General features: G+C 70.4%; 24 protein-coding genes and 3 tRNA genes. 10 read left to right on the top strand and 17 right to left on the bottom strand.

All coding sequences use genetic code 11. From position 1 onward, the window contains the following. The first annotated feature begins 14 nt into the window (after positions 1-14). Positions 15-1,172, top strand: coding sequence for a DUF4192 family protein (locus ASF76_RS15195; RefSeq protein ID WP_055959492.1), 1,158 nt, complete (start codon positions 15-17; stop codon positions 1,170-1,172). Here ASF76_RS15195 and lysS read toward each other — a convergent pair. The 13 genes from lysS to tilS all read right to left on the bottom strand — a co-directional run bounded on the left by lysS (position 1,123) and on the right by tilS (position 13,557). Next, entirely contained in the window at positions 1,123-2,643 is a 1,521-nt protein-coding gene (gene lysS, locus ASF76_RS15200) for a lysine--tRNA ligase (protein ID WP_055959494.1), read from the bottom strand. The two genes, ASF76_RS15195 and lysS, sit on opposite strands and share 50 nt — an antisense overlap. A 180-nt stretch (positions 2,644-2,823) precedes the next feature. Then, on the bottom strand, positions 2,824-3,678 hold the full coding sequence (gene panC / locus ASF76_RS15205; protein WP_055959496.1) for a pantoate--beta-alanine ligase: 855 nt from the start codon (positions 3,676-3,678) through the stop codon (positions 2,824-2,826). Next, positions 3,675-4,394, bottom strand: coding sequence for a DUF2520 domain-containing protein (locus ASF76_RS15210; RefSeq protein WP_055960227.1), 720 nt, complete (start codon positions 4,392-4,394; stop codon positions 3,675-3,677). Before ASF76_RS15210 ends, panC begins: the two co-directional genes overlap by 4 nt. Then, on the bottom strand, positions 4,391-6,037 hold the full coding sequence (locus ASF76_RS15215; protein WP_235561326.1) for a PH domain-containing protein: 1,647 nt from the start codon (positions 6,035-6,037) through the stop codon (positions 4,391-4,393). The genes ASF76_RS15210 and ASF76_RS15215 overlap by 4 nt, the downstream gene beginning before the upstream one ends. Beyond that, positions 6,034-6,663, bottom strand: a complete 630-nt coding sequence (locus ASF76_RS15220; protein WP_082485215.1) for a PH domain-containing protein — start codon at positions 6,661-6,663, stop codon at positions 6,034-6,036. The genes ASF76_RS15215 and ASF76_RS15220 overlap by 4 nt, the downstream gene beginning before the upstream one ends. Before the next feature lie 325 nt (positions 6,664-6,988). After that, on the bottom strand, positions 6,989-7,474 hold the full coding sequence (locus ASF76_RS15225; protein ID WP_055959498.1) for a DUF3180 domain-containing protein: 486 nt from the start codon (positions 7,472-7,474) through the stop codon (positions 6,989-6,991). Then, positions 7,471-7,989: a 2-amino-4-hydroxy-6-hydroxymethyldihydropteridine diphosphokinase gene (folK, locus tag ASF76_RS15230; protein WP_055959500.1), complete on the bottom strand. Its 519-nt coding sequence runs from the start codon at positions 7,987-7,989 to the stop codon at positions 7,471-7,473. Before folK ends, ASF76_RS15225 begins: the two co-directional genes overlap by 4 nt. Beyond that, positions 7,986-8,354, bottom strand: coding sequence for a dihydroneopterin aldolase (gene folB, locus ASF76_RS15235; RefSeq protein WP_055959502.1), 369 nt, complete (start codon positions 8,352-8,354; stop codon positions 7,986-7,988). Before folB ends, folK begins: the two co-directional genes overlap by 4 nt. Next, positions 8,354-9,145: a dihydropteroate synthase gene (gene folP, locus ASF76_RS15240; RefSeq protein WP_055959504.1), complete on the bottom strand. Its 792-nt coding sequence runs from the start codon at positions 9,143-9,145 to the stop codon at positions 8,354-8,356. The genes folB and folP overlap by 1 nt, the downstream gene beginning before the upstream one ends. Beyond that, positions 9,142-9,729, bottom strand: coding sequence for a GTP cyclohydrolase I (gene folE, locus ASF76_RS15245; RefSeq protein WP_055959506.1), 588 nt, complete (start codon positions 9,727-9,729; stop codon positions 9,142-9,144). Before folE ends, folP begins: the two co-directional genes overlap by 4 nt. Positions 9,730-9,735: 6 nt before the next feature. Further along, the gene (gene ftsH / locus ASF76_RS15250) at positions 9,736-11,736 is read right to left on the bottom strand and encodes an ATP-dependent zinc metalloprotease FtsH (protein WP_055959508.1); all 2,001 of its coding nucleotides are present in this window, start codon (positions 11,734-11,736) and stop codon (positions 9,736-9,738) included. Between the two features lie 147 nt (positions 11,737-11,883). Further along, the gene (hpt, locus tag ASF76_RS15255) at positions 11,884-12,435 is read right to left on the bottom strand and encodes a hypoxanthine phosphoribosyltransferase (RefSeq protein WP_055959510.1); all 552 of its coding nucleotides are present in this window, start codon (positions 12,433-12,435) and stop codon (positions 11,884-11,886) included. 123 nt (positions 12,436-12,558) lie between these two features. Continuing rightward, positions 12,559-13,557: a tRNA lysidine(34) synthetase TilS gene (gene tilS / locus ASF76_RS15260; RefSeq protein ID WP_055959512.1), complete on the bottom strand. Its 999-nt coding sequence runs from the start codon at positions 13,555-13,557 to the stop codon at positions 12,559-12,561. A gap of 164 nt (positions 13,558-13,721) precedes the next feature. Here tilS and ASF76_RS15265 point away from each other — a divergent pair, with 164 nt between their 5' ends. Next, positions 13,722-14,255 carry an inorganic diphosphatase gene (locus tag ASF76_RS15265; RefSeq protein WP_055959514.1) on the top strand — a complete coding sequence of 178 codons (534 nt, stop codon included), beginning with the start codon at positions 13,722-13,724 and terminating at the stop codon, positions 14,253-14,255. A gap of 59 nt (positions 14,256-14,314) precedes the next feature. Here the strand turns inward: ASF76_RS15265 and ASF76_RS15270 are convergent, their stop codons facing one another. After that, positions 14,315-15,775: a M23 family metallopeptidase gene (locus ASF76_RS15270; RefSeq protein ID WP_055959516.1), complete on the bottom strand. Its 1,461-nt coding sequence runs from the start codon at positions 15,773-15,775 to the stop codon at positions 14,315-14,317. A 213-nt stretch (positions 15,776-15,988) separates the two neighbouring features. Between ASF76_RS15270 and ASF76_RS15275 the strand changes: the two genes are divergently transcribed. The 4 genes from ASF76_RS15275 (at position 15,989) to ASF76_RS15290 (ending at position 18,936) form a co-directional block, all read left to right on the top strand. Beyond that, positions 15,989-16,061: transfer RNA gene (locus ASF76_RS15275), tRNA-Glu, on the top strand. A 27-nt stretch (positions 16,062-16,088) separates the two neighbouring features. Further along, positions 16,089-16,162 (top strand) — tRNA-Asp (locus tag ASF76_RS15280). Between the two features lie 64 nt (positions 16,163-16,226). Beyond that, a tRNA-Phe gene (locus ASF76_RS15285) sits at positions 16,227-16,299 on the top strand. Positions 16,300-16,875: 576 nt separating this feature from the next. Then, positions 16,876-18,936 carry an MDR family MFS transporter gene (locus ASF76_RS15290; RefSeq protein ID WP_055959518.1) on the top strand — a complete coding sequence of 687 codons (2,061 nt, stop codon included), beginning with the start codon at positions 16,876-16,878 and terminating at the stop codon, positions 18,934-18,936. 76 nt (positions 18,937-19,012) lie between these two features. Here the strand turns inward: ASF76_RS15290 and ASF76_RS15295 are convergent, their stop codons facing one another. From ASF76_RS15295 to ASF76_RS15305, 3 genes are all read right to left on the bottom strand, one after another. Beyond that, the gene (locus ASF76_RS15295; protein ID WP_055959520.1) at positions 19,013-20,596 is read right to left on the bottom strand and encodes an AMP-binding protein; all 1,584 of its coding nucleotides are present in this window, start codon (positions 20,594-20,596) and stop codon (positions 19,013-19,015) included. Positions 20,597-20,729: 133 nt separating this feature from the next. Beyond that, the gene (gene chrA, locus ASF76_RS15300) at positions 20,730-21,923 is read right to left on the bottom strand and encodes a chromate efflux transporter (protein ID WP_055959522.1); all 1,194 of its coding nucleotides are present in this window, start codon (positions 21,921-21,923) and stop codon (positions 20,730-20,732) included. Between the two features lie 41 nt (positions 21,924-21,964). After that, complete coding sequence (locus ASF76_RS15305) at positions 21,965-22,921, bottom strand: Gfo/Idh/MocA family protein (RefSeq protein ID WP_055959524.1); 957 nt, start codon at positions 22,919-22,921, stop codon at positions 21,965-21,967. A gap of 103 nt (positions 22,922-23,024) precedes the next feature. Here ASF76_RS15305 and ASF76_RS15310 point away from each other — a divergent pair, with 103 nt between their 5' ends. The 4 genes from ASF76_RS15310 to ASF76_RS15325 all read left to right on the top strand — a co-directional run bounded on the left by ASF76_RS15310 (position 23,025) and on the right by ASF76_RS15325 (position 26,829). Further along, on the top strand, positions 23,025-24,182 hold the full coding sequence (locus ASF76_RS15310; protein ID WP_082485127.1) for a polysaccharide deacetylase family protein: 1,158 nt from the start codon (positions 23,025-23,027) through the stop codon (positions 24,180-24,182). A 151-nt stretch (positions 24,183-24,333) separates the two neighbouring features. Then, positions 24,334-25,461, top strand: coding sequence for a glycosyltransferase (locus ASF76_RS15315; protein WP_055959526.1), 1,128 nt, complete (start codon positions 24,334-24,336; stop codon positions 25,459-25,461). A 161-nt stretch (positions 25,462-25,622) separates the two neighbouring features. Next, positions 25,623-25,880 (top strand): glutaredoxin family protein, encoded by a 258-nt coding sequence (locus ASF76_RS15320; RefSeq protein WP_055959528.1) that lies wholly within the window; start codon positions 25,623-25,625, stop codon positions 25,878-25,880. A 10-nt stretch (positions 25,881-25,890) separates the two neighbouring features. Beyond that, entirely contained in the window at positions 25,891-26,829 is a 939-nt protein-coding gene (locus ASF76_RS15325; RefSeq protein WP_055959529.1) for an amidohydrolase family protein, read from the top strand. Positions 26,830-26,854 lie beyond the last annotated feature (25 nt).

Below are 26,854 nucleotides of genomic sequence, written 5' to 3' on the forward strand. Positions count from 1 at the left end.
GCCACCCTCGACGCATGACCACCACCGTCCTGCGAGCAACCTCGTCTCCCGCTTTCCTCTCCCTCGTCCCCCACCTGCTCGAATGCACCCCGCATCGCAGCCTCGTGATCGTCCCCTTCGGTGAGGGGCGTTCGCTCGGCGCGATGCGTGTCGACCTGCCGCCGCAGGGCGACCAGCCCACCGAGGAGGGGGTCGCCTCAACCGTCGTCGGCATGGCCTGCAAGGTGACCCGCACCGACGCCGTCGCGATCGCGGTGTACACCGACGACTCCGTGACCGGCGGGGCCGGCGCACCGCACACCGGGCTCGTGGATGCCGTTCGCGCCCGCGCCGACATCTGCGGCCTGCGCGTCGTCGACGCGCTCGTCGTGGGATCCGACGGGTGGGCCAGCTATCTCGAGCCGGCGGCGGGGCCGCATCCACTCACCGAGATCCAGGATGCCGCCTTCGAGGGGCTCGACCACGACATCAGCGGCGACCACCTCACCGCCGCCCGCCTACCCGCCGGGTCCGCGGGGGACTCGCGGCTCCTCGAACAGCTCCTGGTCGACGTGGAGCACGCGTTGAGGCGTTCGCGCGACCGGCGCCGCCTCTCGCCCGCGCGGCGCACAGCAGCCGACGCCGTGGCCGCGGAGATTGCCGATCCGCCCGAACTGTTCGAGCGCGCCATCGGACGACCCGCCGACCAGGTGGACATGACGCGGATCGCGGCCCTCGCCTTCTGCTTGGAGCGACCCGCCTTGCGCGACGTCGCGCTGATGCAGTGGACCGGTGATCTGGCGACGGGCGACGCGGTGTTCCGCGCGCAGACCGTCTTCCGGGGCGGCGAGCCGGTGCCCGAAGACCTCGCCCGCCCGATGTGGGGCGAGGGCGCGAAGCCCGATCCGGCTCGGCTGCGCGCGGGGCTCCAGCTGTGCCGGCGCGTCGCCTCGCTGGTCGCCCCCGAACGCCGGCCCGGAGCGCTCGCGGCCTGCGCGTGGCTCGCGTGGGCGTCGGGACGATCCACCCACGCCGCGTTCTACGCGGACGCAGCCCTCGCGATCGATGGGACGCACGGGCTCAGCGAGATCATGCGGACCATGCTCGACGCCGGCCGGCTGCCCGAGTGGGTGTTCGAGCGGTCTACTTCACCAGCGGGAAAAGGATCGTCTCGCGGATCCCGAGTCCGGTGATGGCCATGAGCAGTCGGTCGATTCCCATCCCCATGCCACCGGTGGGGGGCATGCCGTGCTCGAGGGCCCGCAGGAACTCTTCGTCGATGGGCATGGCCTCGTCGTCGCCGCGGGCGGCGAGCTTGGCCTGCTCGGTGAACCGGTGACGCTGGATCACCGGGTCGACGAGTTCCGAGTAGCCGGTAGCCAGCTCGAACCCGCGCACGTACAGGTCCCACTTCTCCACGACACCGGCGATGGAACGGTGCTCGCGCACGAGAGGACTGGTGTCGACGGGGAAGTCCATGACGAAGGTGGGCCGGGTCAGGCCCGGCTTGACGAAGTGCTCCCACAGCTCCTCGACCCATTTGCCGTGGGTCTCGTGCGGCGGGGCGTCCACCTCGTGCTCGGCGCCCAGCGAGCGCAGCGCCTCGAGCGTCGTCTCGGGCGTGATCGCGCGGCCGGCCGCGGCCGACAGCGAGTCGTACATCGAGATGCGGTCCCACTCTCCGCCCAGGTCGTACTCGGTGCCGTCGGCCCACGTGACCGTGGTGGAGCCGGCGACGGCGATCGCGGCATCCTGGATCAAGGTCTGCGTGAGATCGGCGATGCCGTTGTAGTCGGTGTAAGCCTGGTAGGCCTCGAGCATCGCGAACTCGGGGCTGTGCGTGGAGTCGGCGCCCTCGTTTCGGAAGTTGCGGTTGATCTCGTACACCCGGTCGATGCCGCCCACGACCGCGCGCTTGAGGAACAGCTCGGGCGCGATGCGCAGGTACAGCTCGGTGTCGAACGCGTTGGAGTGGGTGGTGAAGGGGCGAGCGCTCGCGCCGCCGTGCTGCACCTGCAGCATGGGCGTCTCGACCTCGACGAACTCGCGCTCGGTGAACGTGCGGCGCAGGCTCTGGTTGACCTTCGCCCGCGCCAGGACGGTCTCGCGGGCACGGTCGCGCACGATGAGGTCGAGGAAGCGGCTGCGGACGCGGCTCTCTTCGCTCAACTCGCCGTGGAGGTTGGGAAGGGGAAGCACGGCCTTCGCCGCGATGCTCCACTCGGCCACCATGATCGACAGCTCGCCGCGGCGGCTCGAAATCACCTCACCCGAGACGAAGACGTGGTCGCCCAGGTCGACGAGCTCCTTCCACGCCTGCAGGGAATCGTCGCCGACACTCGCGAGCGAGACCATGGCCTGAATGCGGCTCCCGTCGCCGGCCTGGAGAGATGCGAAGCACAGTTTGCCGGTGTTGCGGCTGAACACCACACGCCCCGCGACACCGGCGGTCTCGCCGGTCTCGGCGCCGGCCCCGATAGCGCCGAAGCGGGCGCGCAGGGCCGGGATGGTGGTGGTGACGGGCACGGCGACCGGGTACGGCCCGCCCGCGGCGTCGGCGCGCTGGGCGAGCAGGCGCTCGCGTTTGGCGAGGCGCACCGCCTTCTGCTCGAAGACCTCGTCTTCGGTGGGTTCGGCGGCGTCGTTCGCGGGCGCGTCGGTCATCGGGAGGCTCCTCGGGGTCGTCTCCAGTCTATTCGCCGCGACCGAGAGCCTCAGATCGACGGCGTGCACCGATCTCGGGGAGAGCACCGCATGCGGCGGCCGGCCGATCCCGGTGACAGCGGTCCCCTGCCGGCTCCCCGCGAACGACCGCCTCAGAGACGAATGCGCTGGACGGCCCCGTCAGCGCAGCGAGATCTCGGCATTGTCGATGAAGCGGTGTCCACCCACCGTCGCGGCGATGAGCGCCAGGGCGCGACCGCGGTGCCCCTCGTCGACGGGAAGGAAGGTCGCGGGGTCGACCACGCTGAGGTACTCGAGGGCGATGCGCTGCTCGCCCATGAGCGACGACTGAGCGGCCGCGATGCACGCGTCGACCCCCAGGTCGGAGTTGGATGCCGCCGCCTCCAGCGCACGGGGCAGCTTCGCCGCAGCGCGACGATCCGCGGGCTCCAGAAGGGCGATGCGGCTGGACACCGGCAGCCCGTCGTCGGTGCGGACGGTGGGCACCGTGGCGATCTCGAGGCCGAAGTCGAGGTCGCGCACCATGCGCTGCACCAGGAACGCGCGCTGGAGGTCGCGCTCGCCGTAGACGGCGACGTCAGGGCGGACCAGGTTGAACAGCTTCGCCTCGACGGTCAGCACGCCGTCGAAATAGAACGGGCGCACCCGACCCTCGTACCGCAGCCCGACGTCTCCCGCCGATACGCGGGTCGTCGCGGTGCCCGCGGGCAGGAACTCCCCCGCCGAGGGCGCGAAGACGACATCGACACCCAGGTCGCGGAGGACGCGCTCATCGGCGTCGGGCGAACGCGGATAGGAGGCCGTCTCGTCGGCGGTGCGGAAGCGCAGCGGGTTGACGAAGGTCGACACCACCACGACGTCGGCGCGCTCGCGGGCTTCATGGATGAGGTCGACGTGGCCGTCGTGCAGGGCTCCCAGGGTCGAAACAAGTGCGACACGGGGGCCGCCGGACGACCGATCTGCGCCTCGGACTTCGCCGAGTCGGGTGCGCAGATCCTCGAGGGTGCGGATCATCCGTCGATCGTAGCGTCGTCGTCGAGGGTGCGACGTCCGGAGCCCTCGACGAGCGCCTGGTCTACGCTCGACCGCACGAGTGCTGACAGGTATCCGCCGGGGTTGTCGACCCCGACACGCGACAGCATCTCCGAGGACTGGCGCACGATCGATCGCGAGAACTCCGTCGCCGTGGCGATCGCCTCCGCGTACGCCGCGCGATCGTCTTCGGCGACCACCACCGGTTCGCACCCGAGTTCGACGGCGAGTGCCTGCGCGATGGGCAGGACGGGCGCAGGAGCCGTCACCGCGGCGTACGCCTGCGCCAGCTGCCGCAGGTCGATCGACGACGTCCCGGTGAACGAGATGGCGGGGTGGATCGCGAGCGGGATGGCACCGAGCCGCGCGGCCGGGTCGAGGACGCGGGCGCCGAATGCGGCGTCGGTGTGCAGCACGAGCTGGCCAGGCTGCCAGGCACCCACCCCGGCGAGGCCCGTGACGAGCGCCGGCAGCTGGTCGTGCGGCACCGCGATCACGACCAGCTCGCTGCGTCGCACGACCTCGTCCGCGGTGAGGACGGGAAGACCGGGCAGGATCGCCTCGACCCGGTCGTCATCGGAGCCGGAGGTGATGCCGGTGAGGGCATGCCCGGCGCCGGCGAGCGCGGCTGCGAGGACGGGACCCACGCGCCCGGCGCCGATGACCCCCACGCCGAGGCGTCCGTCGCGGCCGCTCATCCGGCCCACCGGTGACTGCGATCGGTCGCGGCCGCCGCCACGGTCGTGGATGCGGTGCGTTCGAACATGCGCACCGCCTCATCGCGATCGAGGGCGCCGACCGAGGTCTGCACCGTGCCGGCGATCACGTGGCCCGTGAGCGTCGCCGCGCCGAACGCCCGCGCCAGCGGGCCCTGCTCCAGTCCGACCGACTGCAGCCGCGCCAGAGGGAGGATGCTCAGCGACCGCCACACCCACCCCCGACGCATGAGCAGGGCAGCATCGGTCAGCAGCACACCGTTGCGCCGCCAGGACAGGGGCCGCAGCCAGCGGGCGCGCGCCGGGGTCGTCATGTAGGGGTCGTCCTGCACGGGACCCAGGATGCCGTCGCGGAAGACGCTCGTCCACTCGCCGCCGGTCAGGGCCGGGGCGAGGATCTCCAGCACGCGCTCGACATCGTCTCGCGTGCCGATGGGCAGCACCGCAGCCAGCTGGTCCGTGCTCGAGTCGGTCGACGACCGACCCGACAGGCGGTTGACCGACACGGTCCACCACCCGAAGGGTCGCCACAGCAGGGGTTGTCGCACCTCGATGGCGTGGACCCGGCCGGGCGGCACGATCTCGGAGACGGTGGTGAAGAGCCCGAACGTCACCCGGACGCCGTCGGGCGTCGGGGCGATCGAGTACCGCAACCCGCGCGCGACCGATCGCACGTAGTAGGCGCCGAACGCGAGGAACATGGGAACGACCGTGAACAGCAGCCAGAGCGTCGACAGTGACGCGGCCACGACGATGCCGACCACGAGCGCGATGAGGAACACCGTCGAACCACTCAGCACACGGGACGCCACGAGCCGGCCGACCGGGATGCGCACGATGCTCTCGGGCTCGGCATCGGAGAGATCCTCGCCGTCGACCAGACCCTGCAGGCCCGAACCCACCGCCGCCGCCGCCTGGCGCGCGAACGAGGACCGCCCGCTCTCGGGCGACTGCCCGGCGGCGAGACGGCGCCGCCCTGAGGCGAGGCGGAGGATGTCGCCGCGGATGGCGTCGGCATCCTTCCCCGACAGGTACTCCAGCTTGACGTTGGCATCCAGGCCCGCCCCGACGACCTCCAGCTTCGCCAGCCCCAGGAGCCGGGCGATCATGGGGCGCGTCAGGTTGACACCCTGGACGCGGTCGAGGGGTGCGCGGCGGTGGGTGCGGAACAGCACCCCCGAACGCACCTCGACGTCGTCGTCGCCGATCCGCAGAGTGTGGAACCGCCATGACAGCCGGAACAGCACCAGCAGCACGATGAGCAGCGCCAGCGTCGCACCACCGACGATGAGGATGAGGTTGTTGGCGAACAGGAAGTCGACCGGATCGGGCGGCAGCTCGCCCGGTGGAAGGTCGGTGAAGACCGGGAACAGGAGCTCGACCAGCCGCTCGCGGAGATTCGCGACGATGACTCCGATAATGACGAGGAGCGTCAGACCCCCGCGCAGCAAGGGGGTGAGCGGATGCAGTCGGTGCCATTCTCCGTCGCTGTACGGCGACCGCACCGCCGGCCGGGCGGTCGGCGCGGCGCGGGGCGCCTCGGGAACCCGAGCACTCTCGCGCTCAGACGCACCGTCCGCCGGGTTCGCCGCGCGCGCTCCGCCGGACGCGTCCGGGTCGCTCACAGACCCGTCCGCCGGGTCTCGGCCACCGCGACGAGTGTGTCGCGCAGGTGCTCCGCTGCCTCTTGGGTGAGCCCCGGGATCGTGACCCCCGTCGAGGCAGCCGCAGTGACGAGCTTGAGCTGGGCGATGCCGAAGCCGCGGTCCAGGGGGCCGTGGGTGATGTCGACGAGCTGCATGCGCCCGTAGGGGACCGCCACGACCCGCTGCCACAGGATGCCGCGGCGGAACACGAGGTCGTCGCGCCGCAGCTGGTATCCGAACGACCGGGCCTGCCGCGGGGTGATGACGAGCCCGAAGAGGGTCACGACGAGGACGATTCCCGCCGGGATCCACTGCCACAGCACCCCGGTGATCACCTGCACCGCGACGGCGACGGCGACCACCAGCAGGAAGAAGACGCCCTGGGAGATGAGCTGGACGCGCACGTAGGCGCGGGCGAGCTGGTACCACGTCCCGTCGCCGAGGGGCAGACGACGCTGCGAGCGCGGCTCGAGGACGCGGTCGTACGTGCGTGCGCCCAGGACGGCACCGTCGTCGTGAGCGCCCGTCCCACTCGTCGGTCCGCCGTCGTGCACCCGGGGCGGGGTGAGCAGGCCGGAGACGTCGGGTGTGCCGCCGTCGGCCATCGCCCCACCGTCGCGGGCGCCGGCGTCGACCGGCGCTTCCGTCCCGAGCTCGGATCCGATCCAGGCGGGCTGGTCCACCTCCGCCCCACGGGGCGCGCGATCACGACGCAACCCTGCGCTCGCCGAGGGTGCGGGCGCGCCCTCGTCCTCGGCCGCTCGCAGGTCCTCGACCGGCTCCGACGGGGTGAGCCGAACGCCATCGACGGGCTCGGATGCAGAGAGCCGCGCGCCTTCGACGGGCTCCGGCGGAACGAGCCGCGCACCCTCGACGGGCTCCGGCGGAGTCAGCCGCGTGCCCTCGTCGAGCGGAGGCCGCGCGGGCTCGTCAGGCCTGGACGGGTCCGGTCGGTGTGTTTCCGGGGGTGTCGTCATCGTCGTCCTTCCGGATGGTGCACAGCTGCTCGGCAACGAGTCCCGCGACGACGAGGACGACGGCGCACACGAGCGTCGCGACGATCGTTCCCATCGAGCCTAGCGACGGCGTCACGGGTCGGGTCGTCAGGAACACGATCAGACCGAGCGAGAATCCGAACGACACCGCCCCCAGCAACGACGAGGCCTTCGCCAGCATCGCGATGCGCAGAGCCTGGAAGGGATTGATGCGCCGAGTGCCACGACTCCGGGTCGCTCGCCACACCGGCACCGCCAGGACGACGATCACGGCACCGAGCAATGCGAGGATCGTCGGCAGGCTCGCCGCCGGAGAGAACGTCGCGCGGCCCATCGCGGTCAGCATCGTGTCGAGGATGAAGCCGGCCGCCGCGCCGACGACGACGGCGACGGCGAGGATGCCGACACCCGTGCGTCTCATCGTCGGAGCCCTTCCAGCAGGTTGGTGACGCGTCCGCGCCCGGGGATCTCGGCGTCCGGATCCAGCTGCGCCCACGGCGCGAGCACGAACTCCCGCTCATGGGCCCGGGGGTGCGGCACGACGAGGTCGTCGCGGATGATTCTCTCGTCACCGTACGTGATGAGGTCGAGATCGAGCGTGCGATCCCCCCAACGTTCACGTCGCACGCGTCCATGTCGCGCCTCGATGCGATGCAGTGACGCGAGCAGTTCGGCAGGGGCGAGGCGCGTCCGCAGGATGGCGACGGCGTTGAGGTAACGCGGCGCGTCTTCGTCCTCTCCGTCGAGGGTCACCGCGACGGTCTCGATCGGCTCCGACACCCGCACGTCGCTCGTCAGGGTCAGACGGCTCAACTCGTCAGCCGCGTCCGCCAACGTCTCCGCTCGCCGGCCGAGGTTGGCGCCCAGGGCGACGACCGCCGTGACCGGCGTCGAACGCGGCGCTTCGCCCATTCCGTGGGCCAGCCGCACGCTCACGATCGACCCCGTGTGATGGTCACGGCGACGTCGCCGAACGGCACGGGGATGGGCGCCTGCGGCTTGTGCACGGTGATGGTCACCCGATCGACGCGGTCATCGCGCAACACGTCGTCGGCGAGGCGCTGGGCGAGGGTCTCGAGCAGGTCGACGGGCTCGCCCGCGACGACGGCGACGAGCCGTTCGGCGAGCTCGCCGTAGTGCACGGTCTCGACCACGTCGTCGGTCTCGGCCGCACGCCGCAACGACAGGGCGAGCACCGCGTCGACCACGAACTCCTGACCCTCGCGCTTCTCGTCGGCGTACACACCGTGGTGACCGAAGGCGCGCACCCCCGTCAGGGTGATGTGGTCGTCGGCATCCATCAGGCCTCCCAGGCGCGGGCGACGGCGAGGGCGTCGCGGGTGGTCGCGACGTCGTGCACGCGCACGGCCCACGCGCCGGAGCGGGCGGCGAGGGCGCTGGTGACGGCGGTGGCGAGGTCGCGGCGAGCAAGATCGGCGTCGTCGCCCAGGGCGTCGGCGAGGAACCGCTTGCGGCTCGTCCCCACGAGCACGCGATACCCCAGCCCGCCGAGTTCGGGCAGTGCGCGCAGCGCCTTCCAATTCTGCTCCCCGCGCTTGCCGAACCCGATGCCGGGGTCGACGACGATGCGCGAGGGGTCGATCCCCGCGGCGACGGCGGCGGCCGCGCGAGCCTCGAGCTCGGTCGCCACCTCCCTCCCCACGTCGACGTACTCGGCGCGTGCGTACATCTCGCTCGACGGTCCACGCCAGTGGCCCAGGGCGATGTCGGCGCCGGTCTCGGCGACGGCGGCGAGCATGTCGGGGTCGGCGAGACCGCCCGAGACGTCGTTCACCAGCCGCGCACCGGCGTACACCGCGGCGACGGCGGTCGTCGCGTTCATCGTGTCGATGCTGACGGACACCCCCTCGGATGCCAGGGCCTCGACGACCGGCAGCACCCGCTGCTGCTCGACCCGGGGTGCCACCCGCTCGGCTCCGGGCCGTGTGGACTCGCCGCCGACGTCGAGCAGATCGGCGCCCTGCTCGCGGAGGAAGCGCGCGTGGGCGATCGCGACGTCGGGGTCGAGGTAACGGCCGCCGTCGCTGAAGGAGTCGGGGGTGACGTTGACGATCCCCATGACGAGGGTCACGCGCGCGCCCCGATGAGCGCGATGAGCTCCGCGCGCGCGGCGGGCTCGGTATAGGTACCGCGTGCCGCGATCGTCACCGTCGAGGCGTCGGGCTGCCGACCACCGCGCATGGTGACGCACTCGTGCACCGCGTCGAGCACGACGAGCACCCCGCGGGCGTCGAGGGCCGCATCGATCGCGTCCGCGACCTGCTCGCCGAGCCGTTCCTGCACCTGCGGGCGGGTGGCGAGGACGTCGATGACGCGCGGCAGCGCACCGAGCCCGACGACCTCCTCGCCGGGGAGGTAGGCCACGTGCGCGCGTCCGCGGAAGGGCAGCAGGTGGTGCTCGCACATCGAGCGGAACGCGATGTCGCGCACCATGACGGCCCCGGAGGGCAGCGTGTCGGGCGCCGGTCCGCGCGACACCGAGATGGTGTGCTCGAGCGGCGCGCCGGCATCCTGGCCCACTCCCCCGAAGAACTCGGCCCAGGAGTCGGCGACGCGGGTCGGGGTCTGCCGGAGGCCGGGGCGATCGGGATCCTCCCCGATCGCCTCCAGCAGCTCGCGGACGAGCGCTGCCACCCGTTCTCGATCGACGGCCACGGCGCCTCAGGCGGTGGCCGGGCGCGTCTGTCCGCTCGGACGGGGCTGCGCCTGCGTCTGCGTCTGCGCCTCGGCCTCGGTGGATGCGGCGATTCCGGCCGTCTCGCGACGGGGGACGTTCACCGGCGGCTGGGTCGAGACCGGACGATCGCCCGACGACAGCCACTGCGGGCGCGGGGTGAGGCGCTTGACGTCGGTGAAGATCTCGGCGAGCTCGTTGTGGTCGAGCGTCTCTTTCTCGAGCAGCGCCAGAGCGAGCCGGTCGAGCACCTCGCGGTTGTCGTTGATGACCTGGTACGCCTCGTTGTGCGCCTGCTCGATCAGCGCGCGCACCTGGGCGTCGACGCGCTCGGCGATGCGCTCCGAGAAGTCACGGCCGTGTCCCATGTCGCGACCCATGAAGACCTCGCCCGAGGAGGAGCCGAGCTTCACCGGACCCACCTCGTTCGTCATGCCGTACTCGGTGACCATCTTGCGCGCGATGCTCGTGGCCTTCTCGATGTCGTTCGAGGCCCCGGTGGTGGGGTCGTGGAACACGATCTCTTCGGCGACACGGCCGCCCATGGCGTAGGTCAGCTGGTCCTGCAGCTCGTTGCGGGTGATGGAGTACTTGTCGTCGAGCGGCAGCACCATCGTGTAACCCAGCGCCTTGCCGCGCGGAAGGATCGTGACCTTCGTGACGGGGTCGGTGTGGTTCATCGCGGCCGCCGCGAGCGCGTGGCCGCCCTCGTGGTACGCCGTGATGAGCTTCTCTTTGTCCCTCATCACACGGGTGCGGCGCTGGGGCCCGGCGATGACGCGGTCGATGGCCTCGTCGAGGGCGCGGTTGTCGATGAGCTGCGCGTTCGAGCGTGCGGTCAACAGCGCAGCCTCGTTGAGGACGTTGGCGAGATCGGCACCGGTGAAGCCGGGGGTCTTGCGAGCGACGACCTCGAGGTCGACGGAGTCGGACAGGGGCTTGCCGCGGCCGTGCACCTCGAGGATGCGCTGGCGGCCCTTCAGGTCAGGGGCGTCGACGCCGATCTGGCGGTCGAAGCGGCCCGGGCGCAGCAGGGCGGGGTCGAGGATGTCGGGGCGGTTCGTCGCCGCGATCACGATGACGTTGACCTTGGGGTCGAAGCCGTCCATCTCGACGAGCATCTGGTTCAGCGTCTGCTCGCGCTCGTCGTGGCCGCCGCCCATGCCGGCGCCGCGGTGGCGACCGACGGCATCGATCTCGTCGATGAAGATGATGGCCGGGGAGCTCTCTTTGGCCTGGTTGAACAGGTCGCGCACGCGGCTCGCGCCGACACCGACGAACATCTCGACGAAGTCCGAACCCGAAATGGAGTAGAAGGGCACGCCCGCCTCACCGGCGACCGCACGGGCCAGCAGGGTCTTTCCGGTTCCCGGAGGGCCGTACAGCAGCACGCCCTTAGGGATGCGGGCACCGACCTCTTCGAACTTCTTGGGGTCCTTGAGGAATTCTTTGATCTCTTCGAGCTCTTCGATGGCCTCATCGGAACCCGCGACGTCTTGGAAGGTGACGGTCGGCGTCTCTTTGGTCACGAGCTTCGCCCGCGACTTGCCGAACTGCATGACCTTGCTACCGCCGCCCTGGGCGCTGGAGAGCAGCCACCAGAAGAGCAGGCCGAGGAGCACGAGCGGGAGCATCAGCCCGAGGAAGCCGTCGAACCAGCTGGGGCGGGGCACTTCGTCGTTGAAGCCGTCGGAGGGCGCGGCGGCGTCGATGGCGTTCGCCACCTCGGCGGCGCGGGCCTGGCCGAAGTAGAACTGCACGCTGTCAGCACCCTCGAAGGGCTCGGACAGCGTCAGATCGACGCGCTGATCAGGATCGTTCGTCACCACTTTGGTCACGGTGTTGCCCTGGAGCAGCTCCAGACCCTCTTTCGTCGACACCTGACGGGCGCCGGTGAGGTTGGAGATGAGGGAGAAACCGATGATCAGAAGCAGAACGACCAACAGAACGTAGATGATCGGATTGCGCGTGATCTTCTTCAAATTCATGGTGGGCGAGCCCAGCCCTTTCGTGATCCTCCGCAGAAATGCGGTCGCATCAGGGTAACGTGCGCCGACTATGCCGGGCCTGTGCGTTCGTTTCAGGCGTACAGGGCACGGATGCCGCGGCATCCCCGCCTCTGAGAGACGCTCTCGTCAGGAGTAGACGTGGGGCGCGAGCACCGCGACGTCGCGGAGGTTGCGGTAGCGCTCGGCGTAATCGAGCCCGTAGCCGATGACGAAGTCGTTGGGGATGTCGAAGCCCACGTACCGGCAGTCGACCTCGACCTTCATGGCATCCGGCTTGCGCAACAGCGCGAGCACCTCCACCGACTCGGCGCCGCGCGAGGCGAAGTTCTCGAGCAGCCAGCTGAGGGTGAGACCCGAGTCGATGATGTCTTCGACGATCAGCACGTGCTTGCCGGTGATGTCGGTGTCGAGGTCTTTGCGGATCTGCACCACGCCGCTGGAACGGGTGCTCGCGCCGTACGACGACACCGCCATCCAGTCCATCGTGATGTGAACGGGCAGGTGCCGCGCGAAGTCGGCCATGACCATGACGGCGCCCTTGAGGACGCCCACGAGCACCACCTCGCGGCCCTCGTAATCGGTCACCACCTGCGTCGCCAGTTCGGCGAGCTTCTCGTGGATCTGCTCCTCGGTGAGGAGGACTTCGCTGATGTCGTCGGAGATGTCGGCCGCGCGCATCCGTCGAGTCTACGTCGGGTGGTTGAGGATGCCGTCTGACTCCGCATGCCGTGGGGCTCGGGGATCTTCCGTCGTCGGTGCGTTCGGGGTGCCGCAGCAGCCCGCATCCCTCCGGCGCGAACCTCAGGATGCAGCGCGCGCGACGACCTCCACCCGAGCGCCGACGCGACGGGCGACGCACGACGGCAGGTCGATCGGCCCCTGTCCCCGCCAGTCGATGGCGAGCCGCGCGACCTCGAGCGTCTGCGATCGCGTCAGGGCGACGCCGAACTCGCTTTCGACGACGTACCGCACGATGCGGTTGCGGAGCGCCGCCGGGTTGGCCGCGAGGGCGGCGACCGAGATCGAGATGCCGGCCTCGGCGTGCTCGACGATGTCTTCGATCGTCTCGTCGATCATGTCCTGGAACGCCTCGGCGTCCTCCCGCAGCTGCTCCGCCGTCCGCGCCAGGGCTTCGGCGACTCCCGGGCCGAGTTCGGCTTCGAGCACGGGCATCACGCTCTCGCGCACGCGCACGCGGGCGTAGGCGGGATCGACGTTGTGGGGGTCGGACCACGGCTCGAGCCCCTCCGCGCGGCAGGCCGACACGGTCGTGCGCCGACGGATGCTGAGCAACGGGCGCGCCCACCGCGGCCCGGTGGCATCCCGTCGCTCGGAGGGCATGCCGGCCAGGCTCAGCCCACCCGATCCGCGCGCGAGGCCGAGGAGCACCGTCTCGGCCTGGTCGTCGAGGGTGTGCCCGAGCAGCACCGTGTCGGCGCCGATGTCGGCCGCCGCACGGGCGAGCGCGTCGTAGCGGGCGCGTCGCGCCGCGGCCTCGGGACCGTCGTCCGTGCCGACATCGACCCGCACGACTCGGGCGGCGAGCCCCCGCGCGACCGCCTTCGCCGCGGCGTCCGCGGCGACGGCATCCGATGCCTCCTGCAGTGCGTGGTCGATGACGACCGCCTCGGCGTGGATGCCGCGCCTCGCAGCCTCGAAGGCGGTCGCCGCCGCGAGAGCGAGCGAATCAGCGCCGCCGGAGAGGGCGACGACGACCGGCCCCTCGGTGGTGTCGAGCATCGCCCGCACTGCGCGGCGTACCTCGGCGACGGACGGGTCGAGTCCCGGACGGTGATCCATCCGTCCACGGTATTCGCCCCGAACCCGCGTGCGGGGGCGCCGCCCCGGCATCCGCCGCCCCGGCCCTCTCCCGCGTTGTGCGGCGCTGTCGGGCCTGTGCGTGGGCGCGACGAGCTCCCGGATAGGCTGGGCGCGGAAATCCACAGACTTGAAGGAGCACGAGTATGGGCGCATACGACGCCGTCATCGAGATCCCCCGCGGCAGCCGCGTGAAGTACGAGGTCGACCACGGCACCGGCCGTGTCTACCTCGACCGCATCCTGTACACGGTGTTCGGCTACCCGGCCAACTACGGGTTCTTCGAGAACACCCTCGGCGAAGACGGCGACCCGCTCGACGTGCTCGTGCTGCTCGATCGTGAGCTGCACCCCGGCATCCTCGCCAAGGTCCGCCCCGTCGGCGTGCTGAAGATGAGCGACGAGGCCGGCGGCGACGACAAGGTCGTGGCCGTGCTCGCCAAGGACCCGCGCTGGGACCACATCCAGGACGTCGGCGACATCGACGAGTGGACCAAGAAGGAGATCACCCACTTCTTCGAGCACTACAAGGACCTCGAGCCCAACAAGTGGGTCAAGGTCGACGACTGGGCCGACGTCACCGAGGCCGAGCGTCTCGTCAGCGAGGCGTTCACGCGCTTCGACGAGCACGACGCCCAGACGAAGACGCAGGGCTCGGGCGAGGCGCCCAACACGCTCTGACGCGGCCCGTACGTCGAGAACCCCCGGTCGATCGACCGGGGGTTCTCTCGTGCGACGACTCAGACGTTGACGCCGCGATCGCGCAGCCAGGGCGCGGGGTCGGTGGTCCCGCCCCACGGCGGGTAGACCTCGAAATGCAGGTGACACCCGAACGAGTTGCCTGTCTGCCCGGTCGCGGCGATCTGCTGACCGGCCTCGACGCGCTGGCCGTACGAGACGTAGATGCCGCCGTCGACGATGTGGCCGTAGCCGGTGCCCGAGCCGTCGTCGTGGGCGATGCGGATGTAGTTGCCGAACCCGCCGTTGTAGCCGGCGTAGGTCACGCGACCAGCGGATGCGGCATAGATGGGCGACCAGCAGCTCGCGCCGAAGTCGAGACCGAGGTGCCACGAGCTCGCGCAGTAGCTGCCGTTGCACTGGCTCGAGCGAGGGCCGTATCCCGATGACGTGTAGGCCGACGAGGGTCGCGCCCAGCCTCCGCCGCTGACGTTCCCGCCGCCGCCACCTCCGCCACCGCCACTGCTGCTTCCACCGCCGCTGCTGCTGCCGCCCCCGCCGCTGCTGCTTCCGCCGCCGCTGTTCTGGCGTGCAGCGGCCTCCCGCTCGCGACGCGCACGCTCTTCGGCGTCGCGGGCCGCGGCCTCTTCGCGAGCGCGGCGCTCGCGCTCCTCGCGGGCCTTGCGCTCGGCTTCGACGCCGGCCTGGTAGTCGGCGACCGTCTTGGCCGTGGTGTCCTGCAGGGCGGCGAGCTGCGCCTCGAGCACGGACTGGTTGGCCTGCTGGGCGGCGAGGGCCTCCTGCGCCGCCTGGGCGGCCTGCTGTGCCGCCGCCATCTTCTCTTCGGCGATCACCCGCAGGCGTTCGCGCTCGGCCGTGGCGTCGTCGGCCTGGGCGCTGAGGTTCTTTGCGTTGTCGCGCGCGGCCACCGCCGCGGCATACACCGAGCGGTTGCGCTCGAGGAGCTTGTCCATCGTGCCGAGCTTGGCGAGCAGGTCGTCGGCCGAGGCGGCGGAGCCCGAGAAGAAGAGGTCGAGCGAGGTGTCGTCCCCGCCGGAGCGGTAGAGCTGGGCGGCGACCTTGCCGGCCTTGTTGGCGGCGTCGGTCGCGCGGTTCGCCTCGGCGTCGGCCTGCTGGCGCAGCAACTGCGCGCGGTAGTCGGCGTCCTGATAGGCCTGCTGCGCGGCGAAATACTCGTCGGAGCGTGCGCGCACCTCGGCCTGGGTGCGCTCGACCTCGGACTGCAGTGACTGAATGAGCCCCTGGATGCGGGTGATCTCAGCACCCTTCGCCGCCTCGTTGGCGCGCGCGGCCTCGACGTCGGCCCACGAGGGGTAGTCGGCGGCCATCGCGGGTGAGCCGAATCCGGATGCCACGGACCCGAACGCTCCGAGGGCGACAGCGCCGAAGGCTCCGATCTTCAGGGCGCTACGGCGGTCGAACGCGGGCCACAGGCGCCGCTGCTCACTCGCCGTGGGCGCGCAGCCGCAGTCTTCGGGGGGTTCGGGGCGCTCGAGCGTCACGGGAATACCTCATCTCACCGGTCGCAACTCGGCCCACAGTAGCAACACGAGTCACAGGCACAACAGGGCGAGTTCCCCGGTCCACTCCCGATTCTGGCCCGCGACACGCGCGGACGTCGCAGCGCCACGCCCCCGATTGGCAATCTCGAAAGATGTGAAGTAGGCTCGGTCGTCGGCAAGCGAGGTTGAAAACGCAAGGATTCAGCCTCATCGGGCCCCATCGTTTAGCGGCCTAGGACACCGCCCTTTCACGGCGGCAGCACGGGTTCGAATCCCGTTGGGGTCACTTTCCGGTGGATAACTTAATATGCATGGCCCTGTAGCGCAGTTGGTTAGCGTGCCGCCCTGTCACGGCGGAGGTCGCGGGTTCAAGTCCCGTCAGGGTCGCTCCATAGCGACGGGCCTTCTTTCGGGAAGGCCCTTCGTCTAGGAAGCGGCAGACATGTCGCTCGGCTCTGTAGCTCAGTTGGTAGAGCGCACGACTGAAAATCGTGAGGTCACGGGATCGACGCCCGTCGGAGCCACACGGATGATCATTACGTCATCCCAGAAACCCTCGCGGAGCTTCTATCCGCGGGGGTTTTGCTTTTCTCTGGTGAGGGTCGATTCGCGAGGCTCCTCTCCACAGGGGCCTTTTTTCGTTTCCGAATGCCGCTCTGCGTCGGCATCCCCTCGCCCCCGCGCGCACGACACCCCTGCCGTTCTGCGTCGGCATCCCCTCGCCCCCCGCGCGCACGACACCCCTGCCGTTCTGCGTCGGCATCCCCTCGCGCCCCGCACCCCGCACCCCGCCCGCGCGGCACCCCTCGCCCTCGACCCCACTTCCCCGGGCGACGCCGACCGTCGCGCTCCGCACGGACCGCAATCCGGGGCCGCCGCGTGAGCACAGGCCAAGGCGCGAGAACAGGGCGATGACGGCGGGGTTCATCCTGTTCTCGAACGATCCCCTGCTCCCGAGCAACGCGCCAAGAGACCCCCGACGCAGGGGTGGTTTCCGACGCCGCCGGACAGCGCTACTATTTGTTTGACTTTTAGCAAACACCTGGCGCCCGACCGAGCCCTTCCTGCCGTCCGCCAGGCCTTCTCGTGAAGAGGACCCGATGTCAGACATCACCCAGAACCGGCGCGCGCGCACCGGCACCACCGACACGGTCATGACGCACCGCATGATCATGTTCGTGATCTTCGGCCTCATGGCCGGCATGTTCCTGTCCGCCCTCGACCAGACCGTGGTCGGCACCTCGATCCGCACGATCGGCGACGACCTGCAGGGCCTCAGCCTGCAGGCGTGGGTCACCACCGCCTACCTGATCGTGTCGACCATCTCGACGCCCATCTACGGCAAGCTCTCCGACATCTTCGGTCGGCGCCCGTTGTTCCTCATCGCGATCCTCATCTTCATCATCGGTTCGGTGCTGGCCAGCTTCTCGACGTCGATGGTCGAGCTCGCCGCCTTCCGCGCCGTCCAGGGCCTCGGCGCCGGTGGCCTCATGTCGATGCCGCTGGCGATCATGGGCGACATCCTCGCCCCGCGCGAGCGCGCCAAGTACCAGGGCTACTTCCTCGCCGTGTTCGGCATCTCCAGCGTCATCGGCCCGCTCGTGGGCGGTCTGTTCGCCGGCGCGAACGAGATCCTGTTCATCACCGGCTGGCGCTGGGTCTTCCTTATCAACGTCCCCATCGGCATCGTGGCGCTGGCGATCGTGTGGCGGTTCCTGCACATCCCGAAGCAGCCGCGTCACTCGGTGCGCATCGACTGGTGGGGCGCAACGACCGTGATCGTCGCGCTGGTCCCGCTGCTCCTCGTCGCCGAGCAGGGCCGCGAGTGGGGCTGGGGATCGCCCATCTCCCTCGCCTGCTACGTGGTGGGAGCCCTCGGCATCCTGGCCTTCGTCATCGCCGAGACGAAGATGAAGGATGACGCGCTCATCCCGCTCAAGCTCTTCCGCTCCCCCACCTTCTCGATGGCCACGGTCATCGGTGTGCTCGTCGGCTTCGGCATGTTCGGCGCGATGCTCACCCTGCCGCTGTACCTGCAGCTCGTCCTCGGTTCGTCCCCCACGCAGAGCGGGTTCGAGATGCTCCCGATGATCCTCGGGCTCATGATCGCCTCCATCGCGAGCGGTCAGCTCATCGCGCGCACCGGGCGTTACCGCATGTTCCCGATCCTCGGCACGCTGTTGATGTCGGTCGGCTTCTTCCTGCTGACGTTCCTGAAGTACGACAGCCCGTACTGGCACGTCGCCATCGCCATGCTCGTCATCGGCCTCGGCCTCGGCCAGCTCATGCAGACGCTCACGATCGCCAGCCAGAACTCCGTGGGCGTGCGCGACATGGGTGTGGCCACCAGCGGCTCGACCTTCTTCCGTCAGATCGGTGGAACCCTCGGCACCGCGGTGCTGCTGTCGCTGCTGTTCACGCTCATGCCCTCGAACATCATCGGTTCGTTCAGTGACCGCGCGACCCTGACCGACGCGCTGGACGCCGCCTTCGACCCGGCGACGGCGTCGGCGCCCGCCAACGAGAAGATCATGTCGTCGATCTACACCCCGATCGTGCAGCAGACGACGGATGCCGTGACCCAGCAGGTGCAGCAGGGTGTGCAGCAGGCGACGGATGCCGCGACCCAGGCCGTGGCGCAGCAGGTGGCCGCAGGGCAGATCCCCGCCGCCGCTCAAGCGCAGGTCACGCAGGCCGCCGTCGCACAGGCGATCTCGGCCGCCACGGCGCAGATCCAGCAGCAGGTGCCCGTCGCGCGCATCGGCGCGGACGGGTCGGTCAGCCTCGACTTCTCGAACGCCGCCGATCGCACCGCCTTCATCGACGACGTGGCCACCACCCTGACGGACCAGTTCAGCTCGGGCGACCGGGACACCTCCATCGGCGGGTCGACTCTCGACGACACGTCGTTCCTCGTGGGCGCTGACGCGCGGCTGACCAAGCCGTTCCTCGTCGGATTCAACTCCTCCGCGACAAGCGTCTACTGGGTCGCGATGGGCGTCGTGCTGCTCGCCTTCGTGCTGTCGCTGTTCTTCCGCACCCCACCCCTGCGGGCTAAGTCGGCACTGCAGGAAGCCGCCGACGAGCGCCGAGGCAAGGACGACGAAGAGAAGCGCGCCGAAGAGGCCGCTGCCCAGACGGGCGCGCTGCTGACGCCGTGACGCGGATGCGGTGACACGAACACCGCGACATCAACGAAGGGCGGGGGCGTCGGAACGCCCCCGCCCTTCGGCGTTCTCACACCGCCTCGCGCGCCCGCAGGTCCTTCCGCAGGATCTTGCCCGATGTCGACTTCGGGATGACGTCGATGAACTCCACGCGACGCACCTTCTTGTGCGGGGCGACGTTCCCGGCCACGAACGCCATCACATCCTCCGCCGACAGGCCCGCGTCCGGGCCCGCCACGACGAACGCCTTGGGAATCTCCTCACCGTCGTCGCCGCGGACGCCGATGACCGCGGCATCCTGGATCTTCGGGTGCGACAGCAGCAGGGCCTCGAGCTCGGCCGGGGCGATCTGATAGCCGTGGTACTTGATGAGTTCCTTCAGCCGATCGACGATCGTGAAATAGCCGTCGACGTGGTGCACGCCGATGTCGCCGGTGTGCAGGAAGCCGTCGGCGTCGAGGGTCTCGGCCGTCGCGTCGGGGCGGTTGAGGTAGCCGAGCATGACGTTCGGTCCGCGCACCCAGATCTCACCCGGCGCGGTCAGGCCGTCGTCGCCGTGCTCCTCGAGTTCCGCCCCTGTCTCGGGGTCGATGAGCTTGGCGTCGCAGTTCGGGATGAGCACGCCGACCGAGCTCACCGGCATCCCTCCCTCGGCCGGGATGGCGTGCGACACCGGACTCAGCTCGCTCATGCCGTAGCCCTGGAAGAAACGGGCGCCGATGCGCCGGCCCGCGGTCTCGGCCGTCTCACCGTCGAGCGGGGCCGCGCCCGAGAACACGCTGTGCACGCTCGAGAGGTCGAACTGCTCGACAGCGGGGTGTTTGGCGAGGGCGACGGCGATCGGCGGGGCGATGAAGAGGAACGTACAGCGGTGATCCTGGATGACGCGCAGGAACTCCATCAGGTCGAACCGCGGCATCGTGACGAGGGTCGCGCGCTGGCGGAGTGCCAGGTTCAGCAGCACCGTCATGCCGTAGATGTGGAAGAACGGCAGCACGGCGAGCACACGATCGTCGGGGCCGATCTCGATCACCGGACGACACTGGTGCACATTCGCGACGAGGTTACGGTGCGAGAGCATCACACCCTTCGGCACCCCCGTGGTGCCCGACGAGTAGGGCAGCACGGCGACGTGCGTGGCCGGGTCGATGGTGACCTCGGGCGGCGTCCGCTGCTCGCTCAGCAACGCGCGCAGATCGGGGTGGCCCTCGGCGCCGTCGAGCACGATGACCCGGTCATCGGGGATGCCGACCGCTCGCGCGGCCTCCAACGCCGGGGGAAGCAGCGGCGACACGGTCACGAGCCAGGTGGCTTCGGCATCCCGGAGCTGGTTCTCGATCTCGTGCGCGGTGTAGAGGGAGTTGATCGTGGTGATGGCCGCTCCGAGCCTCAGGATGCCGTGGAACACGGTCGCGAACGCGGGCACGTTCGGGCACAGCATCGCGACGACGGTGTCGGTGCCGACACCGCGGGCGGCGAGCGCCCCCGCGAAGGCGTCGACCTGGGCGCGCAGGGCACGGTAGGTGGTCTCGGCGCCGCTGGCCGGATCCACCAGGGCAACCCGATCGAGATCGCTCGCGTCGAGGGAGCCGAACAGATAGTCGTAGATGCTCTGGTCGGGGATCTCGACGGGCGGGTGGGGGCTGTGGAACACGGTTCTCTCCCTCGAAAACACCGGCGTCGTCGCCGTGCGCTCATCCTGGCACCGCCGGTACCCGGTGTCACGCACCGTGGAGACGAGTCTCAGGATGCCGGGAGGTGCCGCGCGGCTCCACGACCGGGCTCGATCACACCAGACTCAGCACGATCCCGCCCGCGGCGCCCACGAGCACGACCCCCCACGCCGGAATCTTGAACGCGGTCAGCAGCACGAAGCCCACCGCCGCGAGCACGAGTGGTCCAGGTCCGGTGATCGCCGTGGTGAAGACGGGCGCGTACAGCGCCGCAGCCAGGATGCCGACGACGGCGGCGTTCGCGCCGCGCATCGCCGACCGCACGCGCGGACGCGTGCGCACGGCATCCCAGAACGGCAGCACCCCGACGAGGACGAGGAAGCCGGGGAGGAAGATCGCCCCGAGGGCGAGGGCCGCACCCGGGATGCCGCCCGGTCCGACGGTCGAGACGGCGCCGAGGTAGGCCGCGAACGTGAAGAGCGGTCCGGGAACCGCTTGCGCGGCTCCGTAGCCCGCCAGGAACGACCCCGATGAGACCCACCCGGTCTCCACGACACCGGCCTGCAGCAGAGGAAGGGCGACGTGTCCCCCGCCGAACACCAGCGCCCCCGCGCGGTAGAAGGCGTCGACCAGAGAGACGGCACCCGACCCCGTGAGGGTCGCGAGCACCGGCAGGGCCACCAGTCCTCCCACGAACAGGACGAGGCAGGCGACCGCGACACCCCGGCGCACGCCGAACGACGGCAGCGTCGCCGCGGTGGCGACGTCGTTGCCCCGCAGGAGGACGAGCCCGGCCACCACCCCGACCGCGAGGGCGGCGAGCTGGCCCGGAGCCGCGGGGAGCAGAAGGGCGAGGCCGAGGGCCGCGACCGCGATCCCCGCGCGCGGTGCATCGGGGGTCAGTGTCTGCGCCATGCCCCACACGGCGTGCGCGACGATCGCGACGGCGACGACCTCGAGTCCGTTCAGGACCCCCTCGCCCACCGGGCCGCCGATCGCGGCCGCACCGCTCGCGAACGCCACGAGCACGACCGCGGACGGCAGGGTGAAGGCGGCGAAGGCGGCGAGCGCGCCGAGCACCCCCGCCCGCTGAAGCCCCATCGCGAAGCCCACCTGGCTCGACGCCGGTCCCGGCAGGAACTGGCACAGAGCGACGAGGTCGGCGTACGCGCGGTCGTCCATCCACTTCCGCCGCACGACGAGGTCGGCGCGGAAGTACCCCAGGTGCGCGACGGGCCCGCCGAACGAGGTCAGCCCGAGCCGGAGGAACGCGAGGAACACCTCCCTCACGCGGGCCGCTGTGTGCATCCAGGCATCCTCCCTCCGCGGGGGAAACACCGGGTGAACCCTCAGACGACGGGGCGGTCCAGCAGGGCGTCGACGAGCCGCAGCGTCGTCGCCGTGCAGTCCTGATCGTCCGTGATGTCGGCCCCTTCGACGGCGTCGACGAACCGCCGCACCTCCCCGACCATCGGGTTGTCGTCGGCGGGCACTGTGATCACGCTCGGAACGCCGCCGCGCGGGGTGAGGACGAGCCGTCGCGGCGCGTCGATCGCGTCGATGAGCAGCGACGCGTCCTCGCCCTGGATCTCGCTCGGCAGGCTCGTGTCGGTGATCTTCGACCACGCGATGTCGGCGACGAAGCCCTCGTAGACGGCCAGGGCGCTGCCGAGCCCGTCCGTTCCCGAGCCGATCCCCACGCGCACGCCGTGCACGGCGTGGGGCTCTCCGAAGAGTCGCACGAGGGCGTGCAGCGGATACACGCCGAGGTCGCGCAGCGCGCTCCCGCCGAGCCGGGGGTCGAAGATGTTCGTCTGTCGACCGGCGAGCACCTCGTCGTAGCGCGCCGACCGCTTCTCGTACCGCAGCGAGACGCGCCGGACGGTTCCGAGTGCGGGGAGAGCCGCGCGGACGGCGGACAGACCCGGGTCGTAGGCCGTGCGCATGGCCTCGAGCAGCACGACACCGCGACGGCGGGCGTGTGCGACAGCGGCATCCCACTCCCCCGCCGTCAGCACCGCCGGCTTCTCCACGAGAACCGGGATGCCGGCATCCACCGCCGAGGTGATCTGCGCGGCGTGCACCGCGTTGGGGCTGGCGAGGTAGACGGCGTCGACGTCGGGAGCGGCGAGCAGGTCGTCGAGCCCGACGGCGACCCCGGGGGCTCCCACGCGATCGGCGAACGAGCGGGCGCGCTCCGCGTCGCGCGAGGCGACACGCGACACCCCGATGCCCTCGACGATGGCGACCGCTTCCGCGAAGCGCTCGGAGATGGAGCTGGTGCCGACGATGCCGATGCGGATCATCCCCTCATCCTGCCCTGTCGTCTCGGCTCGGCGTGGCGCGTCCCCGGAGTGCGTAAACGGTCCCGATAGGATCTCCGCGACCCACCCGCCGATCCGAGGCATCATGACCGTCACCCGAGCCGAGCACCGTCGCCGCACCTCACGACGCGTGCGCCTGCGCCGTACCCTCGTCGCCACCGCCGCCGTCGCCCTGATCGCCGGCGGCGTCACCGTGTTCGCCCTGACGCGCGGGCCGTCCACCGCCCCCGTCGCCGAGACGGTGCCGTCGGGCGAGCCGACGCCGAGCCCGACGCCGACGCCCACACCCACGCCGCTGACCGCCGCTCAGGAACTGCTGGCGACCACGACCGATCCGAAGGCGTGCGCCGTGTCGTTCACGGGCGACGGCATCGCCTTCGACCCGCAGCTGCAGGCGGAGGACGTCCGCTACGACAAGCTCCCCCTCCCCCGTGCCGACGGGCGCGTGTTCGCCGGGTGGTACCCCACGGTCGCGGACGCGACCTCGCTGAACACCGCCGAGCGCGTCAACGGCGCCGACCTCGTCACGTGCACGGACCGCGAGCGCACGCTCTACGCCGCCTGGACGACGCCCGAGGCGAACAGCGCCGAAGGCACCGAACTCCCGATCCTGATGTACCACCAGTTCACGCGGAACCCCGAGGGCGAGGACAACTGGCTCCGGGGCAACTACGCCTACATCGGCGACTTCGACGCGCAGATGGCCCACATCCAGGACGGGAGGTTCTACCTGCCCACCTGGGACGAGGTCAGCGCGTTCATCGACGGCGCGCTCTACCTGCCGAAGCGCTCCGTCGTCATCACCGACGACGACGCCGACAGCACCTGGCTCGAGATGGCCGCGCCGATCGTCGACGGGCGGAACCTGCTGACCACCTCGTTCGTCATCACCTCCGCGCGCACCGAACCCACCCCGAACCGCTTCGTGGTGCAGCGCTCCCACACGCATGACATGCATCGAGCCGGCGCCAACGGCAAGGGCCGCATGGTCAACGACGACGCGGACACGATCGCCGCCGACCTCGAGACGTCGGCCCAGATCCTCGGCGCCAAGGAGGTCGTGGCGTACCCCTTCGGCCACTTCACCGACACGACCAAGGAGGGCGTGCGGCGCGCGGGTTTCGAACTCGGTCGCGGCATCGAACCCGGGTACGTGCGCATCGGGACCGATAAGCTCGCATTGCCCGTCGTCCGCATCGACTACGGCATGACCGTCGAAGACCTCGAGGCCAAGATCGGTTGATTCCGCCCCATCGGCACCCGCGCCGCCGTTGCGGGCCGACGCCGGGCGAGCATCCGCTAGCTCACAGGTACGTCCGCCACAATCCTGTGGAGGCACATGTCGTGCGCATTACGCTGTGCTCCCCCTGACGTTTCACGAATCGCGAGTACCCATGGATCTTTCCGTCATCGTTCCGACCTTCAACGAGGGTCCGAACGTCGCCGAACTCGTGCGCCGCACGACGGATGCCCTGGCGGATCGCGCGGTCGAGGTGATCTTCGTCGACGACTCCACGGACGACACCCCCGACATCATCCGGGCGGTCGCGGCGGACGCGCGCATTCCGGTGCGCTTGATCCACCGCGACGATCCGGTGGGCGGACTCGGTGGCGCCGTGGTCGAGGGCATCAAGGCGGCGGCATCCGATCGATGTGTCGTCATGGACGGCGACCTGCAGCACCCGCCCGAGGTGATCGCCGACCTGCTCGCGCGCGCCGAACTGGGCGACGTCGATGTGGTGGTGGCATCCCGCTACGTCGCCGGCGGCACCTCCGACGGCCTCGCCAACGCGGTGCGCACCACGGTGTCCCGCGCATCGACCCTTCTCACCAAGTCGATGTTCCCCAAGAAGCTGCACAACTGCTCCGACCCGATGACGGGGTTCTTCCTCGTCGACCGCAGCGCCCTCGAGGTCGAAACGCTGCAGCCGCGGGGGTTCAAGATCCTGCTCGAGATCCTCGCGCGCAAGCAGATGCGCATCGCCGAGGTGCCGTTCTCGTTCGCGCCCCGCTTCGCGGGCGAGTCGAAGGCCTCGTTCAGCCAGGGCATGCGGTTCCTGCTGCAGCTGACGATGCTGCGCTTCGGGCGCATGTCGGCCTTCGCGCTGGTGGGCGGCCTCGGTGCCGTCGCCAACCTCGCCATCATGTGGGCGCTGCAGATGGTCGGCGTGCAGTACATCATCGCCGCGGTGATCGCGAGCGTGGTCACCATCGTCGCCAACTTCCTCGCACTCGAGTACCTGGTCTTCGCCGACATGCGCGCGGAGTCCGGGCTCATGCGACACCGCTTCATCAAATCGTTCACCTTCAACGGCGTCGAGGCGATCGTGCGCATCCCGGTCATCTGGGTGCTCGTGAGTCAGGCGCACTTCCAGAGCGTGGTCGCCGCAGGGCTCACGCTCATCGCCGCCTTCGTCGTGCGTTTCGTCTTCCACGCCCTGGTCGTGTACGCGCCCAAGAAGAGCCGCATCGGCAAGGTCGCGCGGGCCATCGAACCCCTCGAAGACGAAGTCACCGCCTGACGCGTCCGTGCGGCGGAGATCGGGCCTGACCCTCTCTCGACCCACGTCGCCTGCCGTGCCGGCGAGCGCTCCCGTCCGCGACCGGCGGCACAGCGCGCCTGCTCCCACGGACCCATCGCCCGGCCGCGACCGGTGTCGGTGCACCGGCGTACGCTGAAGTCATGTCCTCCGACGCATCCATCCGTATGTTCGGCGCCGACTGGTGCCGCGATTGCATCCGCACGAAGAAGCAGCTCGACGAGCTGGGTATCGACTACGAGTACGTCGACCTCGTCGCCGACCCCGCCGCGGCCGACGTCGCGAAAGAGATCTCGGGTCGCACCAGCATCCCCGTTGTCGTCTACCCCGACTCCAGCCACCACGTCGAGCCCTCGAACGCCGACGTCGAGGCCAAGCTCCGCGAGTTGTCGCTGATCTGATCGGGTCGGCGTGACCGTCTCCGCCGCCTGGCCCGTCCGGCGCGCACTCACCTCCGAGCACGGCACGGCCCTGCCGGCGTTCGTCGATCATCACGTGCACCTGCACCTGATCGACGCCTCCACGTTGGCCGCTCGCGGCATCGCCGCGGTCGTCGACCTGGGTGGCGACCCCGTGGCCCTCGCCCGACGCGCGCGCGGACTCCCCCGCGTCTCGTACGCGGGGGCGTTCCTGACCGCACCCGGCGGGTACCCGCAAGGGCGGTCGTGGGCTCCGGATGCCACCGTGCGCCTCGTCACGGATCCGTCCCGGCATCCGGGTGTCACGGACGGGGCGCGAACCGCCGTCGACGCGCAGGCGGATGCCGGGGCGTCGGTCATCAAGGTGGCCCTGCACGCCGACGCCGGGCCCGTGGTGTCCGACGACGTGCTCTCAGCGGTCGTGGCGGCCGCCGCAGACCGGGGTCTGCCGGTCGTCGCGCACGCCCAGGGCGCGGGGCAGGTCGAGCGCGCAATAGAAGCGGGTGTGGCCGCGCTTGCCCACGCGCCCTTCGACGCACCCCTCTCCCGCCGTACCCTCTCGCGCGCGATCGACGCGGGCCAGGTATGGATCTCGACGCTCGACATCCACCGGGGAGCCGCCCGCGAGCAGGCGATCACGAACCTCCGCGCCTTCGCCGCCCACGGCGGCAGGGTCCTTTACGGAACCGACCTCGGCAACGGCTCCCTGCCGGTCGGGCTGAACCGCCGCGAGCTTCTGGCCCTGCACCATGCCGACGTGCGGGGCGACGCGCTCGTAGCCGCGCTGACCGATGCGTGGCCGAACGTCGAGCCGACGACCGCGGTCTGCACCTTCGTGCCGGGTCCGGCGCCCACCGATCCCGACGACCTGCCCACCTGGCTCAGCCGCGGCACGGTCGTCGCCACCGAGGAGCTGACGCGTGTCGACTGACCCCACCCCCGATTTCGGATCCGTC

The sequence above is a fragment of the Microbacterium sp. Leaf151 genome (assembly GCF_001424225.1).
Classification (GTDB): Bacteria; Actinomycetota; Actinomycetes; order Actinomycetales; family Microbacteriaceae; genus Microbacterium.

Bases quoted from the DNA above. Each gene is read 5' to 3' on its own strand.
- ASF76_RS15195 (WP_055959492.1), top strand. From the start codon at position 15: ATGACCACCACCGTCCTGCGAGCAACCTCGTCTCCCGCTTTCCTCTCC.
- lysS (WP_055959494.1), bottom strand. From the start codon at position 2,643: ATGACCGACGCGCCCGCGAACGACGCCGCCGAACCCACCGAAGACGAG.
- panC (WP_055959496.1), bottom strand. From the start codon at position 3,678: ATGATCCGCACCCTCGAGGATCTGCGCACCCGACTCGGCGAAGTCCGA.
- ASF76_RS15210 (WP_055960227.1), bottom strand. From the start codon at position 4,394: ATGAGCGGCCGCGACGGACGCCTCGGCGTGGGGGTCATCGGCGCCGGG.
- ASF76_RS15220 (WP_082485215.1), bottom strand. From the start codon at position 6,663: ATGGCCGACGGCGGCACACCCGACGTCTCCGGCCTGCTCACCCCGCCC.
- ASF76_RS15225 (WP_055959498.1), bottom strand. From the start codon at position 7,474: ATGAGACGCACGGGTGTCGGCATCCTCGCCGTCGCCGTCGTCGTCGGC.
- folB (WP_055959502.1), bottom strand. From the start codon at position 8,354: ATGGATGCCGACGACCACATCACCCTGACGGGGGTGCGCGCCTTCGGT.
- ftsH (WP_055959508.1), bottom strand. From the start codon at position 11,736: ATGAATTTGAAGAAGATCACGCGCAATCCGATCATCTACGTTCTGTTG.
- hpt (WP_055959510.1), bottom strand. From the start codon at position 12,435: ATGCGCGCGGCCGACATCTCCGACGACATCAGCGAAGTCCTCCTCACC.
- tilS (WP_055959512.1), bottom strand. From the start codon at position 13,557: ATGGATCACCGTCCGGGACTCGACCCGTCCGTCGCCGAGGTACGCCGC.
- ASF76_RS15265 (WP_055959514.1), top strand. From the start codon at position 13,722: ATGGGCGCATACGACGCCGTCATCGAGATCCCCCGCGGCAGCCGCGTG.
- ASF76_RS15290 (WP_055959518.1), top strand. From the start codon at position 16,876: ATGTCAGACATCACCCAGAACCGGCGCGCGCGCACCGGCACCACCGAC.
- chrA (WP_055959522.1), bottom strand. From the start codon at position 21,923: ATGCACACAGCGGCCCGCGTGAGGGAGGTGTTCCTCGCGTTCCTCCGG.
- ASF76_RS15305 (WP_055959524.1), bottom strand. From the start codon at position 22,921: ATGATCCGCATCGGCATCGTCGGCACCAGCTCCATCTCCGAGCGCTTC.
- ASF76_RS15310 (WP_082485127.1), top strand. From the start codon at position 23,025: ATGACCGTCACCCGAGCCGAGCACCGTCGCCGCACCTCACGACGCGTG.
- ASF76_RS15315 (WP_055959526.1), top strand. From the start codon at position 24,334: ATGGATCTTTCCGTCATCGTTCCGACCTTCAACGAGGGTCCGAACGTC.
- ASF76_RS15320 (WP_055959528.1), top strand. From the start codon at position 25,623: ATGTCCTCCGACGCATCCATCCGTATGTTCGGCGCCGACTGGTGCCGC.